Below are 16340 nucleotides of genomic sequence, written 5' to 3'. Positions count from 1 at the left end.
GGGGAAGCCTGAATGGGGAAAACGCTTCAAAAGATAAAGGTTTCAACAGTAAATGAGATGCCAAAAAACCTAGGGAAAACAGTAACCATAGGCTCTCATGAAATTGCTCTTTTTCATTTAGCAAATGGTGAATTCCGGGCTATTGAAAATCGTTGCCCACACAAAGGTGGGGTTCTGGTGGAAGGCATTGTGAGTGGTGATCACGTATTTTGCCCGATGCATGACTGGAAAATCAGTGTCAAGAATGGAGAAGTCCAAAAACCTGATAATGGTTGTGTAAAGACATTCCATGTTGAAATAGAAGATGATAATGTTTATATAGTTTTATAACCAGCTGCTCTGGATAGTCTCTTAGACTATCCATTTTTACTTTGTCGATTTTTGAACTACATTCCTCCGATGAAATAATTGATAAATATTTCCATAACAAATATAATTCTAGTAAAGGAATGACTAAAAAATAAAAAAATATAAGCGGTTTCGGTGATGAACCGAAATTTAAACAAATAAAGTTATAGGGGAAAGGTTGGCGTTTCATGAACAAATTATCTGTTGGCGTTTTTACCTTTATGCTGTATTTTGTTCCTTTATCAAATACACCTGTAATAGCAGAAGTACAACCAGATTACAAGCTTTATGTGATGGCCCCATTGGGTGAAATAACAGATTGGGAGGCATTTAAAGCAGAGCTGACCCAGTTGAAGGAAAATGGAGTATATGCAATTACGACAGATATCTGGTGGGGATTGGTCGAGAGTAAAAAAGATAATCAGTTTGATTGGTCCTATTATAAAAAATATGCGGAAACCGTGAAAGCTTCCGGTTTAAAATGGGTGCCCATTTTGTCTACGCACCAATGCGGCGGTAATGTGGGGGATGATTGCAACTATCCCATCCCGAGTTGGCTCTGGAATAAAGACACACTAGAAAACATGGCATTCAAGAGTGAAAGTGGTTTCTGGAATAAGGAAGTACTTGCTCCTTGGTGGGAAGGTACAGCCGATCAATACAACGAATTGTATAAATCCTTTGCAAAGAACTTTGCTGATAAGAAGGATTTAATAGCTAAAATATATTTAAGTGCAGGACCAGCTGGGGAACTAAGATATCCCTCCTATCAAAATGCTGATGGCTGGGATTATCCTGAAAGAGGACAGCTCCAAGCTTATACAGAAGGAGCGAAACGTGATTTCAGACTTACCATGAGAGAAAAATATTCAACGATAAAAAAATTAAATGCTGCTTGGGGCAAAACGTATAAAAACTGGAATGAGATTCAGCCGCCAGGAAATGGGGATGAATTTTTCACCAGGGGCGGAGCAATCGACACTCAATTTGGATACGACTTTATGCAGTGGTATCAAGGAGCACTCGAAAAGCATCTTGCAAAAATCTCTAAATTTGCCCATAAACATTTCGATGAAGTCTTTGGCGTTCCAATTGGAGCTAAAATCTCAGGAGTCCATTGGAAAATGAATGATCCAGTACTGCCGCATTCTGCAGAGTATAGTGCCGGGTATTATAACTACTCCCAATTACTGAATCAATTTAAGAAATCGAATATGGCCCTCACATTCACCTGTTTGGAAATGGGAGATCAAGACGCACATACTGCCCCATCCTATAGCGCTCCTAAGACGTTGGTGACCCATATTGCCTCTTTGGCTAATGAAAAAGGAATTTCATTAAACGGGGAAAATGCACTCCCGCTGATCAACAATGAAGCGGGCTTTGACAATATAGCAGAAATGGTTTTTAACCATGGTTTTGAGGGATTTACCTTGCTAAGGATGTCTTATTTATTCGACGATGAAGGAAATCCAACAAATGAATTCAGGATGATGGCTGATAAATTGGAAGGCAAGTCGATTCCAGTTACATTCACAGTTGAAAATGTACCTGCCACACAGGGAGTTTACTTAATTGGGGATAGAGGGGAAATCGGCAGGTGGAATCCTGAGGATTATGAATATAAACTTACTCAAAGCACAGAAGGCAACTGGAGTGGAACATTTCGTTTAGCTGCAGATCGATTTTATGAATTCAAGTTCGTCCTGAAAGATGAAAATGGCAATAAAATTTGGCAAGATGGGGAAAATAATAGTTATAAAACTCCTTTGAATGGAGAAGGAAACTATAAAACTTCATGGTAGATGGATATATAGGGCTAAGATTAAAATTTTAGATAGAAACCATTTTGTCGACAAAAGGAGGTTCGGAATGCTCTCACAACCATGTTTCTAAAGGTAAACTTAATATTCTTCTGGTTTTTTTACTTCTTTATATGCATGAAACCCTGAATAGATTTAAGAAATTTGCGACACTCCTGCCGAATAACAGGCTAGCCGAGACCACACAGACGCTTGCTTTGATGTGGCTTGGCATACAGTCAGTGGAAAGGGAGCGGATTTCTGAGATCATGTTTTAAAGCCTGAAGAGGTAATCAACGTTCAAATTTTACAGTATGACTAACTAAGCAGGACTTGTGGGAAGAATATAAGCTATGGAAAGTCATCAAAAAAATCCAGAAGTTAAGTGCACTGTATATTTGCCTTCTGACCCCATTGCGGAAATATTTTTTTAATACTTAAATGATCTGCATTTACATTAAATAGAAATACGGACTTTTTTTAGAACAAAACATCAAGAAAGGGAGGAATTGAAATATATGAAGACAATGATTACATGGACAGGGGAAATGGCCTTTTCTGGCACAACTCCGTCGGGACATGAAATTAAGATGGATGCTGCCGAAGAAGTAGGAGGAAAAAATAGCGGAGCCAGACCCACGGAGTTACTTTTACATTCTCTTGCTGGGTGCACAGGTATTGATATTGTAATGATATTAAAAAAAATGCGATTTGAAACAAAGGCTTTTCAAATAGAAATAGAAGGGGCACGATCTGAAAATCACCCTAAACGGTTTACCGATTTTCATATTCACTATTTTTTGGAGGGTGATCTGCCTGAAGATAAAGTGGTCCGTGCGATTCAATTATCCAAAAATACGTACTGTTCAGTATATCACTCATTAAATGCCGACATCAAAATCAGCTATTCAATAAATGGTGTTAAAGGAAAAAAAGAATTATAATGTGTAATTTAAGGGACTATCATTTAACAGAAAGTTGTTTTACATCCATATAAGAAAAACAGCCTCCATTTTCCTATGTAAATGGGGCTGTTTTGACTGAAATGAACATCCTCGGTTCATGGATAATCACCTATACCAAAACGTGCAAATCACAGAAAATAATCCCTCTCATGTTAATCCAAGGGTATTCTTAAGAAAAAATAAAACCTAAAATCTGTTTTCAAGGTTACAGAACTCCATTTTACGGAAGGTAAGGGTTTATTTAGTAAGCAAGTAATCAAAATGTAATGGTTTGTCATTGTAATGCCCTTGATGTTAGGAGTTTATCCATATAAACTTTAGATACTATTGAGGAGTGGTTAAGTTGAAAGAGATAACAATTGACAAATTAATTTTTAAAGATCATTTATCGATGATTGAACAATATTCATTGAAAGATTTCATGTTTAAGTGGCTCGGCAGCCCCGAAGAAGGTTTAGATGATCTTCTTCCGCTTACATACACAGATCAAGTTTTTGCAAAAATGGAAACGACATTGGAGACAAAAATCAAGATTCACGGAGAAGAAACCTTCAGATATGTCACCATTACGGAAGATAATCAAATTGTAATAGGGGGCTTAGACTCGAATCAAGAGTTAAAGTTTAGAATTGTGTCCCTGGAAGAGCGTTTGAAAAGCTACTAAAACTTTAGTTTTAGCATTCTATACTTTTTAAACTTTTTAAATAAATAATTAAGGCCGTTCCTGTTTATTTAAGGAATGGCCTTTTTAAGGTGTTTTTATTTTATTTACAATGTTAAGAGCAGCGTCAATACCATATAAGGTTGTTAACTGTTAAAGGAAGCCCTTACCTTATGCCAGTTTAGTGAGTAATTCTTTAAACTTGCGATATTTTTGGATTAATTTAACAAAATAAAAAGGATTAATGGTTTGTCTTATTGTATTATAAAGTAATGAAGTCGATTAAATTAATTGGGGGGATTTGAGATGAGCGAGACGTTGGCAAGTTCCATAAAAATGCTTTTGAAAGAAACGTTTGAAGGACCGGGAAATGAAGGGAGCTATTATACTGAATCAAAACCGAATACAGGGATTTTTGGTACTCTTGATGATTTAACCGCAGAAGATGCTTCACATTTCATAAACGGATCGACAATTGCGGCTCACTCAGACCACATACGGTATTATTTATGGGTGATCCGAACAATGATCAGTGGCACAGACTTTGAAAAAGATTGGGAAGCAAGCTGGACCATTGCTACTGTTGATGAGGTGAAATGGGCTGAAATCAGAGAGGAATTACATAAAGAATATGTATCTCTTTTCGCAGAAATCGATACAATCGATTTAGGAAAATGGCTTACAAATGTAAATGCGACCATTGCCCACTCGGCTTATCATCTTGGAGCGTTACGGCAAATGATAAAAAGCCTTGAAACATATTGAGGGTTTGTAAAATGATTGGAACGTATGGCACTCGCTTTCCGAGGGCACTCCGCCTGCGCGTAAAGGGTCTCCCTGTACGCGCTCTCCCCACAGGAGTCTCGTATACCTTCTCCAATTAACTTGAATGTTTTTTAAATGAAAAAAAACAGGTGCTTTTCAGTGAGTTTCTCGACCTAATGGAGTGGACTCATCCCCAACCCCTCTCATGATTTTATCGAGGGGGATTTTTACCTCATTTTTAAAACAACTTGATTATCCTTCATTTTTTCACTATTTTATATGATGCAAAATCTTGGATCTTTTTATTTGTGGGTTTGTAAAATCTGATCGTTGATTCCTTTTGAATGAAGTCTATTAATTTCAGACTTACCTCTTCCCAATCTCACCTCTTCCCAATCTCACGTCTTTACTTTTGCCACTTCAATTCCTTAAGCCTGTCGTTGCTAATTTTTATACGTTCCTACTCAGCAACATATAAAAGCAGAGTTAAAATTTGGTCCTCCATTAATTTGCCGCTATCACCCACCCTCTGGATTTCTTCCTATCAAAAGTGTCTCATTTTCTAGTACCACAATATCTGCGTTCGGATCTCGGGTAATATACTTCCATTCTCGAATGATACCAGCAAAATCTCTATCCTCTGCTAGTGAATCAAGTAATAATAAATCTCCGCCTTCGCAAATGATTAAGAGCATTGCCTGATATTGAGGACCGGTTAAATTCTTTCCACTTTGCTTATCAATGAGGATATATCGCTGTTCAATTCCAAGATCACGAAATTTTTTAGGATGCCCGTTTTCGTTTGTGATCTTTTGCAACAAAGCGGCTATTAGCTGGTCATTTATGTAAAAGCGATAGTTTGTGAAGAAATGTAGTTTATCAAACAGGGAAATTTAGTTGTAAAAGGATTTAATAAGTTTGAAGCCTATTCTATTCAACAACTATTAAAGATGGAACCTATATACTTGATGATAGGCGAATAAAACAAATACCTTGATGTCAATAATAAAATTGACAGGACACCAATTGGTGTCATATAATAAAAGACACTAATTGGTGTCCAATAAAGGGGGGGTGATTTTGAACGAGCAAAATCAAAATCAAGAGCGTGATATTTATGTGGCCATCGCTGACCCAACAAGACGTAAATTGCTACGTTTGTTGGCGGACGTGGAAGAATTGCCACTCAATGAGTTGACCGTTCATTTTGAAATGGGTCGAACTGCGGTTTCGAAGCATTTGGCAATCCTTAAAGAGGCTCGTCTCGTAATCAGCAGAAAGGTCGGCAGGGAAACGCGTTATCGGCTGAATGCTGCCCCGTTGAGGGAAATTGAGGATTGGGTATCGTTTTACAGGAAATTCTGGAGTGAAAGAATGCTACTTTTAAACCAAATATTAGAGGAGGAACAAAAGATGAATTTAACAGTATCACAAGAATTTAATTTTAAGAGCCCAATCGAGAAGGTATGGCACTCCTTAACGGATGCAAATACTCTTGCGAAGTGGGTAATGGCTAATGATATTAAACCTGTCGTCGGACATAAATTTCAGTTCCGGAATGAACAGTGGAATTTAGTTATCGATTCCGAAGTTCTTGAAGTTGAGGAGCCTTATAGGTTATCTTACACTTGGGTAGGTGGCGGGATAAATACTACAGTCACATGGACATTAAAGCACGAGGATGGAACAACCTATTTACATCTTGAACAATCAGGATTTGAAAAAGAAGATCAAGCGTTCAATGGTGCGAAATATGGTTGGGCGAAAATGGGCGAAGATCTTAATAAATTGTTAGAGGAAATGTAAGTTTTTTAGTTTTTAGCTAACGTATAAGAAAAGCAAACTGCTCGGAAAGAGGAGTGTTCCGTGATGACAAATAGTATGAATCCTAAGGTTGATGAATTTTTAAGTAAAGCTACAAAGTGGAAGGAAGAATATGAGACGCTGAGAAATATCGTTCTTGACTGTGAGCTGACCGAAGAATTTAAGTGGATGCATCCTTGTTATACGTTTGAGAAAAAAAACATCGTTTTAATACATGGATTTAAAGAATATTGTGCGCTTCTGTTTCACAAAGGTGCCTTGTTAAAGGATACCCATGGGATTCTAATCCAACAAACGGAGAATGTACAGGGGGCGCGCCAGATTCGGTTCACCAATCTTCAAGAAATAGTTGCAACGGAATCCATTCTGAAAGCCTATATTCATGAAGCCATTGAAGTTGAAAAAGCCGGTTTGGAAGTGGATTTTAAAAAGACAGAATTCATAATTCCTGAAGAGCTTCAAAACAAATTCGATGAAATCCCTGCCTTGAAAACTGCATTTGAAGCATTGACCCCGGGACGGCAAAGAGCATACATTCTTCATTTTTCTCAACCAAAACAATCCAAAACTCGAGAGTCAAGAGTTGAAAAATGCATGCAGAATATTCTCAATGGAAAGGGATTAAAGGATTAGTATATTCGATAAGAAAAAAAGTAATGATCTTCAACAAAACTACCTAATAAAAATAAAGTGTTATTCCATTATAGGGTGCTTTTATCGAGTAACAAAAAGCCCAATTTCTCAATTTTAATACTGAGAAATTGGGCTTTTTTTGAAATTTCTATATAGGAAAATGGCCGACAAATGTCAATGCGACCATTGCCCACTCGGCTCATCATCTTGGAGCGTTACGGCAAATGTTAAAAAGCATTGAAATTGAAAATACTTTAACATAAATTTGGCCAATGTATCTGTATGTTCCGTAAGTTCTGAAAACAAACCATGATTTTATAGAAAGACTTGTTTATCCTTAATGTTTTTAGAATGAAACCCTCATTAGATTGAAGAAATATGCGACATCCCTGCTCAACTGGCTAGCTGAGACCCCACAGACGCTTGCGTCGAGGAGGTTCAGCAGACAGGTAGTGGAAAGGAAGCGGATTTCTGAAATCAACTGGATTTATTAAAAAAACAAACTGGATCTTCTTACTATTTAAAATAAGAAACCTATTTCTAATCTTAAAACCCTTCACAGGTTGCTGGGGTTATATTTATTTGGTAAGACAGAATCACATACCTTTTTGTAGATAATTGTTAGATTGTGTCAAGAATTCTTTCCATTTTAAAGGGTTCAAGTCTTAATTGGAGAAGTATATAATCATGATGTTTTTAGCCGAGGATTACTGACTGCAAGGATTTTGACACAGAAGGAGGGCTTTTAATTAAAAAGCAGCTGTTTAAACTAAGTATATTTTGCTTGATAGTTTTTGTTCAATCGCTTTGGTCTCCCGCTGTTTTTGCTGACCAAAAGACTTTTATAATTGCTGGAGAAAGTGCTCTTCCACCATTTTCATATGAAAATGAAGCTGGTGAGCTGACAGGCATCAATATTGATTTAATGGAGGAAATAGCAAAATATAATGGTGTAGATTTCAAATATATTCCGATGAGGATGGAAGATGCCGAAAAAGCCTTAAGTAACGGAACAATCGATGCAATTGTTGGAAGTACCTATAATACCGAAAAAGATAACCAACTTGATTTCACTCAATCCTATTTTACAATGTCCCAATCAATAATCATTCCTAGTAATAGGAAACAGGATATTCATACGTTAACTGATTTACGTGATTCACATGTTGTCCTTGACCATAACACTCCAGTAATCAGTACATTTCTCAATATGAGGAATACAAATTTAACGACCGTTTCGAATCAATACTCGGGTATTTTAACATTATTGAACAACCGTGCAGATGTATTCATCGGAAACAAATGGACTGCAGATTTCTATTTGAAAAAGTTCCGCCAAGAAAAGAATTACATCATTCTCGATGAAGTCATTGAACCCGCGGATTATACGATTGCAGTAAAAAAAGGGAATCAATCGCTTCTTTTCATGATGGACAATACACTCACAGAACTTAAAGCAAACCGAAATATCAATGGGATAATCGATAAATGGGTCATGCCACAATCCAATCAAAAAATTGCCAGGCTGGAGCAATTCATATTCTGGTTGATTATCAGCTTAACTGCGGTAGCCCTTATCCTTTTAATCATTTACATATGGAATCAAAAGCTAAAAAAATCCGTTCATAACCAGACGTTAAAATTACATTTATTAAATAAGGATTTAGAGAAACAACGGCAAAACATCGCTAACGCTGAAGCATTCAAAGATCAAATCTTAAACAATATCAATAATGGAATCATTGCATTCGATCTCAATTTCATGATTACCAGCTGCAATGCAAAGGCATCGGACATTCTCAACATTTCCAAGGAAATGATTCTGAATTTTATGAATCATTCGCAATTAATGAAGAATTTCGAAGCTTTACATCAAGAACAAAATGAGAATAATCGTACGGGTTCTTTTCGGATCTTGGTACTTAATGAGGGAAATGAACAGAAGATGATTTCATATTCGATGCATAAGATGTTCAATTCTGAAGATATGCAAACCGGATACTTGCTTTCCATGAGTGATGAGACGGAAAAGAAAACATTGGAGAAAAAATTGGTCACACAAGAAAAGCTGCACGCTCTTGGTCAACTAGTTGCAGGTGTCGCACATGAAATAAGGAATCCTTTGACATCGATAAAAACATTCATTGATTTACTTCCGAGTAAATATGATAATCCTCAATTCCGACAAGTTCTAATGGAACACTTGCCTACTGAAGTTAATCGTTTGAATGCAATTGTTACCGATTTAATTGAATATGCACGTCCGCGTCCGCCCAATATTACTAATTGCCACGCTTATGAACTTTTATCATTACTTGCTTTTCATAAGGTGACAATGGAAAAAAACCAAATAAATTTCGAGCAGACGATTGAGGAGGACCTTATTTTTTATATAGATTTACAACAAATTCAACAAGTACTTCTTAACTTGGTGTTGAATTCGATTCATGCCGTTGAAGAAACAAAGGAAAAGACCATTAATATCACCATTGATAAAGAGAACGAAAAGACAGGGCGGATTACCATATCCGATACAGGAAAAGGGATGAAACAGGAGGAACTGAACCATATTTTCGAACCTTTTTTCACAAATAAAGAAAAGGGAGTCGGTTTGGGACTTACGTTATCGTATAGGCTAATTAAAGAGAATTACGGAGATATCCATGTGAAAAGTTATCCTAATTCAGGAACGAAATTCACCATTTTACTACCTTTATATATCGAATAGAAGCCTGGAAAGAGGAGGAATAATATGAAAATGCATGTATTGGTGATTGATGATGAACCTGCTATTTGCACCGCTCTTAGTTTTGCATTGGAAGATTCCTATCAAGTCGTAACAACTACTGACCCCGATGAGGGTCTTCGGAAGATCGAGAATCAGCACTTTGATATTGTATTACTTGATTTGAGAATAGGGAATAAAAGTGGACTTGATGTCCTACAGAAAATCAAACAAATATCACCTAACGTGACAGTCATCATGATGACTGCCTATTCTTCCATTGAAACTTCCATCGAGGCCATAAAAAAAGGCGCCTACTACTATATTGAAAAGCCAATTAATATAGAAGAGCTTTCTTTGCTCTTGATGAGGGCAGCCGAATTCAAACAGATGTCCAATCAATTGGAGACATTACATGAAGAATTAGAGATTCAAAAGGGATTTGGTAACTTCCTTGGTAACAGCAAGGCGATGCAGCGTATTTTCTCAATGATCGAAAGAGTGAAAGATATTGATTCCAGTGTTCTTATCACGGGTGAGAGTGGTACTGGAAAGGAGCTTGTAGCCCGAAACATCCATACGCTGGGAAGAAGGAAAAACAATCCCATTCAGATTGTCAATTGTGCAGCAATTCCTGAGATGCTGCTGGAATCTGAATTGTTCGGTTACGAGAAGGGAGCATTTTCCGGTGCAACTCAGAGGAAGGAAGGGAAATTCGTTGCTGCTAATGGAGGCATCCTTTTTCTGGATGAGATTAGTGAAATGCCCCTTCCACTTCAAGCCAAATTATTAAGGGTATTGCAGGAACGGGAAGTGACGCCTCTGGGATCCAATACAAAAATCTCATTGGACGTCCGTATTATAAGTGCAGCCAATAAAAACCTGGAACAAATGGTGATGGAAGGGGAATTTAGGGAGGATTTGTTTTTCAGGCTAAATGTCATTCCCATCTTGATGCCGCCTTTAAGAGATAGAAAAGAAGATTTACCGATCCTTATGGATTATTTTATAAAAAAACACGCTAAGGATATGAATCGTGAAGAAAAGATGTTCTCGGCAACCGCACGTCGGATTTTACTGGATTATCATTACCCTGGGAATGTCCGTGAGCTTGGTAACATTATAGAATATGCTATTGCCCTATCAAACTCGAAAAGAATGGAAGAAACCGACTTGCCGCAATATGTACAAGAACAAAAGTTCATTCTCCAGCCGGATGGCAATGACGACGATTTTAACAGTTTCAGGATTCCCATCGGCATTTCCATGAAAGAGATAGAAGAAAAGGTCATAACGGCCACTCTTCAATACTGTAAAAACCATCGGCAAAAAACAGCTCAAATCTTAAAAATTTCTGAAAGAAGCCTTCGTGATAAAATCAAGCTCATTTCAAATGGAGAATAACAGGATTATTGTGTTAACCGGCAATTTTTTCTGGGTAACCGGAAAAAATTGCCGATTTATACTTGGATAACATCCAAGAAATCGGCAGGATTTGCGTATTAAAGCAGAAAATCGACTTGGCATGCTATTTGCATCTAAATTCATTAAGAAAGGAGGGCCACGATGAAGAATGGAGCACTCTTTATAAAAGTCGCTTTGTTATTTTGTTTCATGACAGGATGTTCTTTTATGAATGAGCAGCAGGAAATATCTAAACCTGCTTCTACCTTGATTCAGAGTCAACTAACCTCTGAAGGACAGGATTTAAATAATAGGATGCTAATCATTGGAACCGGTGATATGACAGGTGTTTATTTTTCATTAGGACAAAGATTATCAAATATGTATGAAAAATATAATGGAGCTGTGTCAGGAACCCAGGTAACCGATGCTTCCATCGAAAATACTGAATTGGTTAGCCGCCATCGGGCAGAAATTGGCTTTACCACAGTGGATGTACTGGATTTGCCTGAGACGGATAAATCCAAGTTAAGAGCTTTAACGGCCCTATATTCCAATTATGTTCAAATTGTTACAACTAAACAAAATGATTTGGATTCCTTAGATGATTTAGTTGGTAAACGCATTAGTGTGGGAACGGCAGGAAGCGGTACAAGGCTTATTGCAGAGCGGATACTGTTAGAATCTGATTTACCGACTGATCAATTGAATTTATCCTATCTTTCTTTTTCTCAATCTGCAGAAGCATTAAGAAATGGTACCATTGATGCAGCTTTCTTTTCTTCGGGAATTCCGAATAATGAAATCGCTTTCATATCCAGGCAGATGGAACTATCTTTCATTCCAATACCGGGAGACATCATTGAACGTCTTCAGAAACAATATGAAGTTTATACTCATGATGAAATTCCCAGAGATACATACAGGGGAATGAAAAAAAATGTCCAAACGATTTCAATTAAAAATGTCTTGGTAACCTACAAGGAAATGTCTGACCCTCATGCATACAATCTTGTGAAAACATTATATGAACATCTCCCTGAACTGCAGCATACACATCCGGCGGCTTCTGATATTTCAATAGAGGAAGCAACCAAACAAGTTCCACTGGATTTCCATTCAGGGGCCATGAATTATTTTACCGAACAAGGAATGATTGAAAATCAATGAAAAACGGGAGGCAATGACTATGAAAAAACTGATGTGTATTTTATCGATAATAGTATTGATCGCTCTTGCGGGGTGTGGTAATCCCACTCCGCAAAAGCCGGGGGAATCCGTACAAACAAGTACAGGGGAAAAAGGAGAGAAGAAAATAACAATAGCAGGTAATGGCGGTGTCATTGAAAGTGCCATCCGAGATGTGATTGCACCAAAGTTCAAAGAAGAAACGGGAATCACTGTCAATTATATTTCCGGTTTATCAGGTGAAATCTTATCCAAAGTGGAATTACAGAAAAACGCTCCGCAAATAGATGTTGCCCTTTTTGTACCGGTTGATGTAATTCGCGCTAAGGAGAAGGAACTGATCGTTCCAATTGATGAGTCCAATGTTCCCAATATGAAATTAGTGGATTCACGTTTCATTCCGGTTGAAAAGGCGGCCGCGCCAGCATTCGGTTTAGTCATTGCACCTGCTTATAATACGGAAACCTTTAAAAAGAAAGGGTTAAAATCAATTGAATCATGGAATGATCTTGTCTCTCCTGAGTACGAGGGTAAAACGGCATTTTCAGATATTACGAATGATTGGGGCTTCAATACCCTTAATGGTCTGGCGATTTCAAACGGCGGCAGTACAGAAGACATGGAGCCAGGTCTAGAAAAGGCTAAAGATCTTGCAGCGTATTCCAATACATTTTATAAAAACTCAACGCAAATGATGCCAGCGATCCAGCAAGGAGCTGCTGACGTAACGGTCATGGGAAGTTATTCCATAGGTGAACTAGCCGTTTCAGGTATTCCGATCAAGATGGCCGTGCCTAAAGAAGGCGTGCCGCTTCAAGCTTTCAGCGCTGGTCTAGTGAAAAATACGCCAAATAGCAAAGAAGCCCTTGAATTCATCAACTATGTAATCAGTGAAGAAGCTCAAGCATTAATTTCCGAAAAAGGATTTTATCCGACGGTGGAAGGCATGAAAATCCCAGAGAAATATGAAGAGTCAATCGGCCTTAAAGCAAGTGATAAAACATTTAAACCTGATTTCGCCAAGTTTGCCGAGATCCGTGCCGAGGTGTCAGACAAATGGGCGAAAGAGGTTACTCCTGAATTAGGGAAAAAACTCAAATAAAAGGAGCGTGTTGATCACATGGAAGTATTAAAAAAAGATGTGGAAATTAATAGGCAGCACCTGGAGTCAGTTCAGGGGTTTGGATCAAATAAAAATGATGTAGAGATAAAAGGCGCGTTTAAACAATTTGGAGCGAATGTTGTCCTGAATGGCATTGATTTGGAGGTGAAACAAGGAGAGTTACTCACTCTTCTTGGGCCTTCCGGGTGCGGAAAGTCAACAACCTTGAACCTCATTGCAGGGTTCCTCGATGCAGATCGGGGCGAGGTTCATATTAAGGGCAATAATGTTACGAAGGTTCCGCCTTATAAGCGAGATTTAGGAATGGTTTTTCAAACTTATTCGCTTTTTCCTCACATGACAGTCTATGAAAATCTTAGTTTTGGCTTGAAACTGCGAAAGGTCGGTAAAGCCGAGCAAAAAAAGAAAATAAGTAAAGCTCTTGAATTAGTGAAAATGTCAGGATTGGAAAATCGTTATCCAAGGGAATTATCTGGAGGTCAGCGTCAGCGTGTTGCGATTTCCAGGGCACTGGTAGTGGAACCGGAGCTCCTATTGCTTGACGAGCCGCTTTCAAACCTTGATGCAAAGCTGCGCCATGAACTCAGGGCCGAGATAAAACGTTTACAAAAGGAAATTGGCGTAACGACCATTTTTGTGACTCATGATCAAGAAGAAGCTCTTTCCATGTCTGATCGGGTCGTGGTCATGAATGCAGGGAAGATTGAACAAATCAGTACACCGACTGAGATTTACAATCATCCTAAGACAGAATTCGTCTTTCAATTCATCGGGAAATCGAATTGTTTTGAAGGGAATGTGTCTGCTGTGGATAAGCGGAAAGTTTCAGTCAAGATAGGGCCTGATATCACTCATGTCGATGCAAATAACATCATGGGTAATGATCGTGATTTGAAAACCGGTGATGAGGTGAAGCTTTATATTAGACCGGAAAAACTGCAAATTGTTTCTCTTGATGAAAAATCTACAGCTCCTTTGGATTTCCATCGTGCTAAGATCAGCCAAATTAACTATCTTGGTACTTCTTGGGAAATCAATGTTCGATTACAGGGGAAAAGTATCCAAGTATTGACTTCCGCTTTCGATTCATCATGGCAAAATGGAAGTGAGGTGCTGATAGGATGGAGCCCATCAGAAGTTATGCTAGTCAAGAAATAGAACAGGAAACGAATCCTATTGAGCCGCAAAAGAAACCTAAAATCAAGAAAAGGAAAGTCTGGGTGCCAGGATTACTCCTTTTAACGCCGATTTTGCTTTTCATATTTGGTTTCTTTGTCATACCGATGTTATACATTTTATATTTAAGCTTCATATCCACAGATAATCTGGGAGGAGCGGAGGCAGTTTATAGCCTAAAAAACTATACACAATTATTTTCCGATAGCTATTACTTATCTTCTTTATGGCTGACAGTGAAGATAAGTTTATATTCGGTCTTGGTTGCTTTATTTCTTGGATATCCGGTAGCCTTGACGATGGCCAAAAGTTCAGCGCGGATCAGAGGGTATATCACGCTCTTGATCGTGTCACCGCTTTTGGTAAGTATAGTTGTCCGTAATTTTGGCTGGTACCTCCTGCTATTGCCTAATGGAACGATTAATCAAACCTTGATGGCCCTTGGCATAATAGATGCACCATTGAAACTATTGTTTTCGGAAATCGGAGTAGTAATTGGACTTTCCAACGCATATCTTCCTTTCATGATCTTATCCATCGTTGCAAGTCTTTATAATATCGATCCTTCTCTTGATAAGGCAGGAGCGATACTTGGGGCAAGCCCATTCAGAAGATTCTTTTCCATTACATTGCCGCTAAGCATCCCAGGTATCGTATCTGGCTGCATTCTCGTATTCAGTTTGTCAATGAGTGCTTATGTTACGCCTGCACTAATGGGGGGAGCCAACGTGCCCGTGATGCCTGTCGTCATTTATGATCAAATTAATAACCTGCTGCATTGGACATTCGGATCTGCTCTTTCTTATATTCTATTAGCAACCACTGTCATATCGGTAGCCGTCTTTACCAGAGCGTTTGAAAAAGGGAAATTCAAGGAGGTGTTCCGATGATGAAAACGTTTGGCGGCCTGCGGATTGCCGTTGCCGTGTTGGCCATTATCTATATCTTGATCCCGCTCATTGTCGTTATTCCCGCTTCTTTTACAAGTGCCAATTATCCAAGCTTTCCGGCTGAAGGCTTTTCACTGCAATGGTATGCCAAGATCTTGGAGCGTCCTGAATTTTTGGAAGCATTTTTGAACAGTGCGAAGTTCGCAGCATTAGCTGCCCTTTTCTCCGTCATATTCGGTACTTTGGGTGCCCTTGGCATCGCAAAGTATGATATTCCGGGAAAATCGTATATTACGGCCCTTTTAACTTCTCCATTAAGTGTGCCGCAATTAGTCTTAGGGATTGCACTCTTAATGTACTTTACACCAATGATGCTTGCCGGTACGTCTACAGGATTTTTAATTGCCCATATCGTCATTTGCATACCATATGTCATGCGGCTCGTATTGACCGGTTTAAGTGGATTTGATTATAATCTCGAACGGGCCGCTGCCATTCTAGGAGCGAATCCACTAACAGTATTCATGAAAGTGACTCTGCCGCTAATTGGATCTGCGGCCATCTCAGGGGGATTATTCGCATTTTTGACATCATTTGATAATGTAACGGTCTCTCTCTTTATGGTATCACCGGAAATGAGAACGCTGCCGATCGAGATTTTCTCGCAAATGCAGGATGCCTACAATCCAATCGTTGCATCCGTGTCAAGCGTGGTTATTTTCATATCAGTCCTTCTGATCGTCATACTTGAAAAAATTCAAGGCGTCGGGAAAGTTTTTGGCGGTTCGCATCATACAAACGGTTAAAAACGATATATAAGATGTGACAAACGATCA

Annotated in this window: 15 protein-coding genes and 1 pseudogene; 15 read left to right on the top strand and 1 reads right to left on the bottom strand. The window is 38.5% G+C overall.

Annotated features, from left to right (window positions below):
• Positions 1-12: 12 nt before the first annotated feature.
• From nirD to ABC374_RS11600, 5 genes are all read left to right on the top strand, one after another.
• Positions 13-330, top strand: coding sequence for a nitrite reductase small subunit NirD (gene nirD, locus ABC374_RS11620; protein WP_241591630.1), 318 nt, complete (start codon positions 13-15; stop codon positions 328-330).
• A gap of 206 nt (positions 331-536) precedes the next feature.
• Positions 537-2153: a family 14 glycosylhydrolase gene (locus tag ABC374_RS11615; protein WP_413017850.1), complete on the top strand. Its 1617-nt coding sequence runs from the start codon at positions 537-539 to the stop codon at positions 2151-2153.
• A 515-nt stretch (positions 2154-2668) separates the two neighbouring features.
• A complete protein-coding gene (locus ABC374_RS11610; RefSeq protein WP_350302731.1) occupies positions 2669-3094 on the top strand; it encodes an OsmC family protein in 426 nt (141 codons plus the stop codon).
• Positions 3095-3458: 364 nt separating this feature from the next.
• On the top strand, positions 3459-3779 hold the full coding sequence (locus ABC374_RS11605; protein WP_350302730.1) for a hypothetical protein: 321 nt from the start codon (positions 3459-3461) through the stop codon (positions 3777-3779).
• 303 nt (positions 3780-4082) lie between these two features.
• Positions 4083-4541 (top strand): hypothetical protein, encoded by a 459-nt coding sequence (locus ABC374_RS11600; protein WP_350302729.1) that lies wholly within the window; start codon positions 4083-4085, stop codon positions 4539-4541.
• Positions 4542-5059: 518 nt separating this feature from the next.
• Here the strand turns inward: ABC374_RS11600 and ABC374_RS11595 are convergent.
• A complete protein-coding gene (locus ABC374_RS11595) occupies positions 5060-5359 on the bottom strand; it encodes a hypothetical protein (RefSeq protein WP_413017847.1) in 300 nt (99 codons plus the stop codon).
• Between the two features lie 238 nt (positions 5360-5597).
• On the opposite strand from ABC374_RS11595, the pseudogene ABC374_RS11590 reads away from it, so the two are divergent.
• From ABC374_RS11590 to ABC374_RS11545, 10 genes and pseudogenes are all read left to right on the top strand, one after another.
• Positions 5598-5861 (top strand): annotated as a pseudogene (locus ABC374_RS11590) (ArsR/SmtB family transcription factor); the annotation flags it as partial.
• A 93-nt stretch (positions 5862-5954) separates the two neighbouring features.
• Positions 5955-6347, top strand: coding sequence for an SRPBCC family protein (locus ABC374_RS11585; protein WP_413020327.1), 393 nt, complete (start codon positions 5955-5957; stop codon positions 6345-6347).
• A gap of 63 nt (positions 6348-6410) precedes the next feature.
• Positions 6411-6998 carry a YdeI/OmpD-associated family protein gene (locus tag ABC374_RS11580; protein ID WP_413017845.1) on the top strand — a complete coding sequence of 196 codons (588 nt, stop codon included), beginning with the start codon at positions 6411-6413 and terminating at the stop codon, positions 6996-6998.
• Positions 6999-7782: 784 nt separating this feature from the next.
• Positions 7783-9726 (top strand): transporter substrate-binding domain-containing protein, encoded by a 1944-nt coding sequence (locus ABC374_RS11575; RefSeq protein ID WP_413017843.1) that lies wholly within the window; start codon positions 7783-7785, stop codon positions 9724-9726.
• Positions 9727-9750: 24 nt separating this feature from the next.
• Positions 9751-11127, top strand: coding sequence for a sigma-54-dependent transcriptional regulator (locus tag ABC374_RS11570; RefSeq protein WP_413017841.1), 1377 nt, complete (start codon positions 9751-9753; stop codon positions 11125-11127).
• Between the two features lie 162 nt (positions 11128-11289).
• Entirely contained in the window at positions 11290-12297 is a 1008-nt protein-coding gene (locus tag ABC374_RS11565) for a TAXI family TRAP transporter solute-binding subunit (protein ID WP_413017839.1), read from the top strand.
• Between the two features lie 19 nt (positions 12298-12316).
• The gene (locus ABC374_RS11560; protein ID WP_350302723.1) at positions 12317-13417 is read left to right on the top strand and encodes an ABC transporter substrate-binding protein; all 1101 of its coding nucleotides are present in this window, start codon (positions 12317-12319) and stop codon (positions 13415-13417) included.
• Between the two features lie 18 nt (positions 13418-13435).
• The gene (locus tag ABC374_RS11555; protein WP_413017837.1) at positions 13436-14596 is read left to right on the top strand and encodes an ABC transporter ATP-binding protein; all 1161 of its coding nucleotides are present in this window, start codon (positions 13436-13438) and stop codon (positions 14594-14596) included.
• Positions 14560-15504, top strand: coding sequence for an ABC transporter permease (locus tag ABC374_RS11550; protein ID WP_413017835.1), 945 nt, complete (start codon positions 14560-14562; stop codon positions 15502-15504). Before ABC374_RS11555 ends, ABC374_RS11550 begins: the two co-directional genes overlap by 37 nt.
• Entirely contained in the window at positions 15504-16310 is an 807-nt protein-coding gene (locus tag ABC374_RS11545) for an ABC transporter permease (protein ID WP_094246734.1), read from the top strand. The genes ABC374_RS11550 and ABC374_RS11545 overlap by 1 nt, the downstream gene beginning before the upstream one ends.
• Positions 16311-16340 lie beyond the last annotated feature (30 nt).

Origin of the sequence: Peribacillus phoenicis (assembly GCF_047238085.1) — a bacterium.
Lineage (GTDB): Bacteria > Bacillota > Bacilli > Bacillales > DSM-1321 > Peribacillus.
The sequence above is the reverse complement of the archived record's forward strand: the minus strand, read 5'-3'. Positions and strand labels throughout refer to the sequence as shown.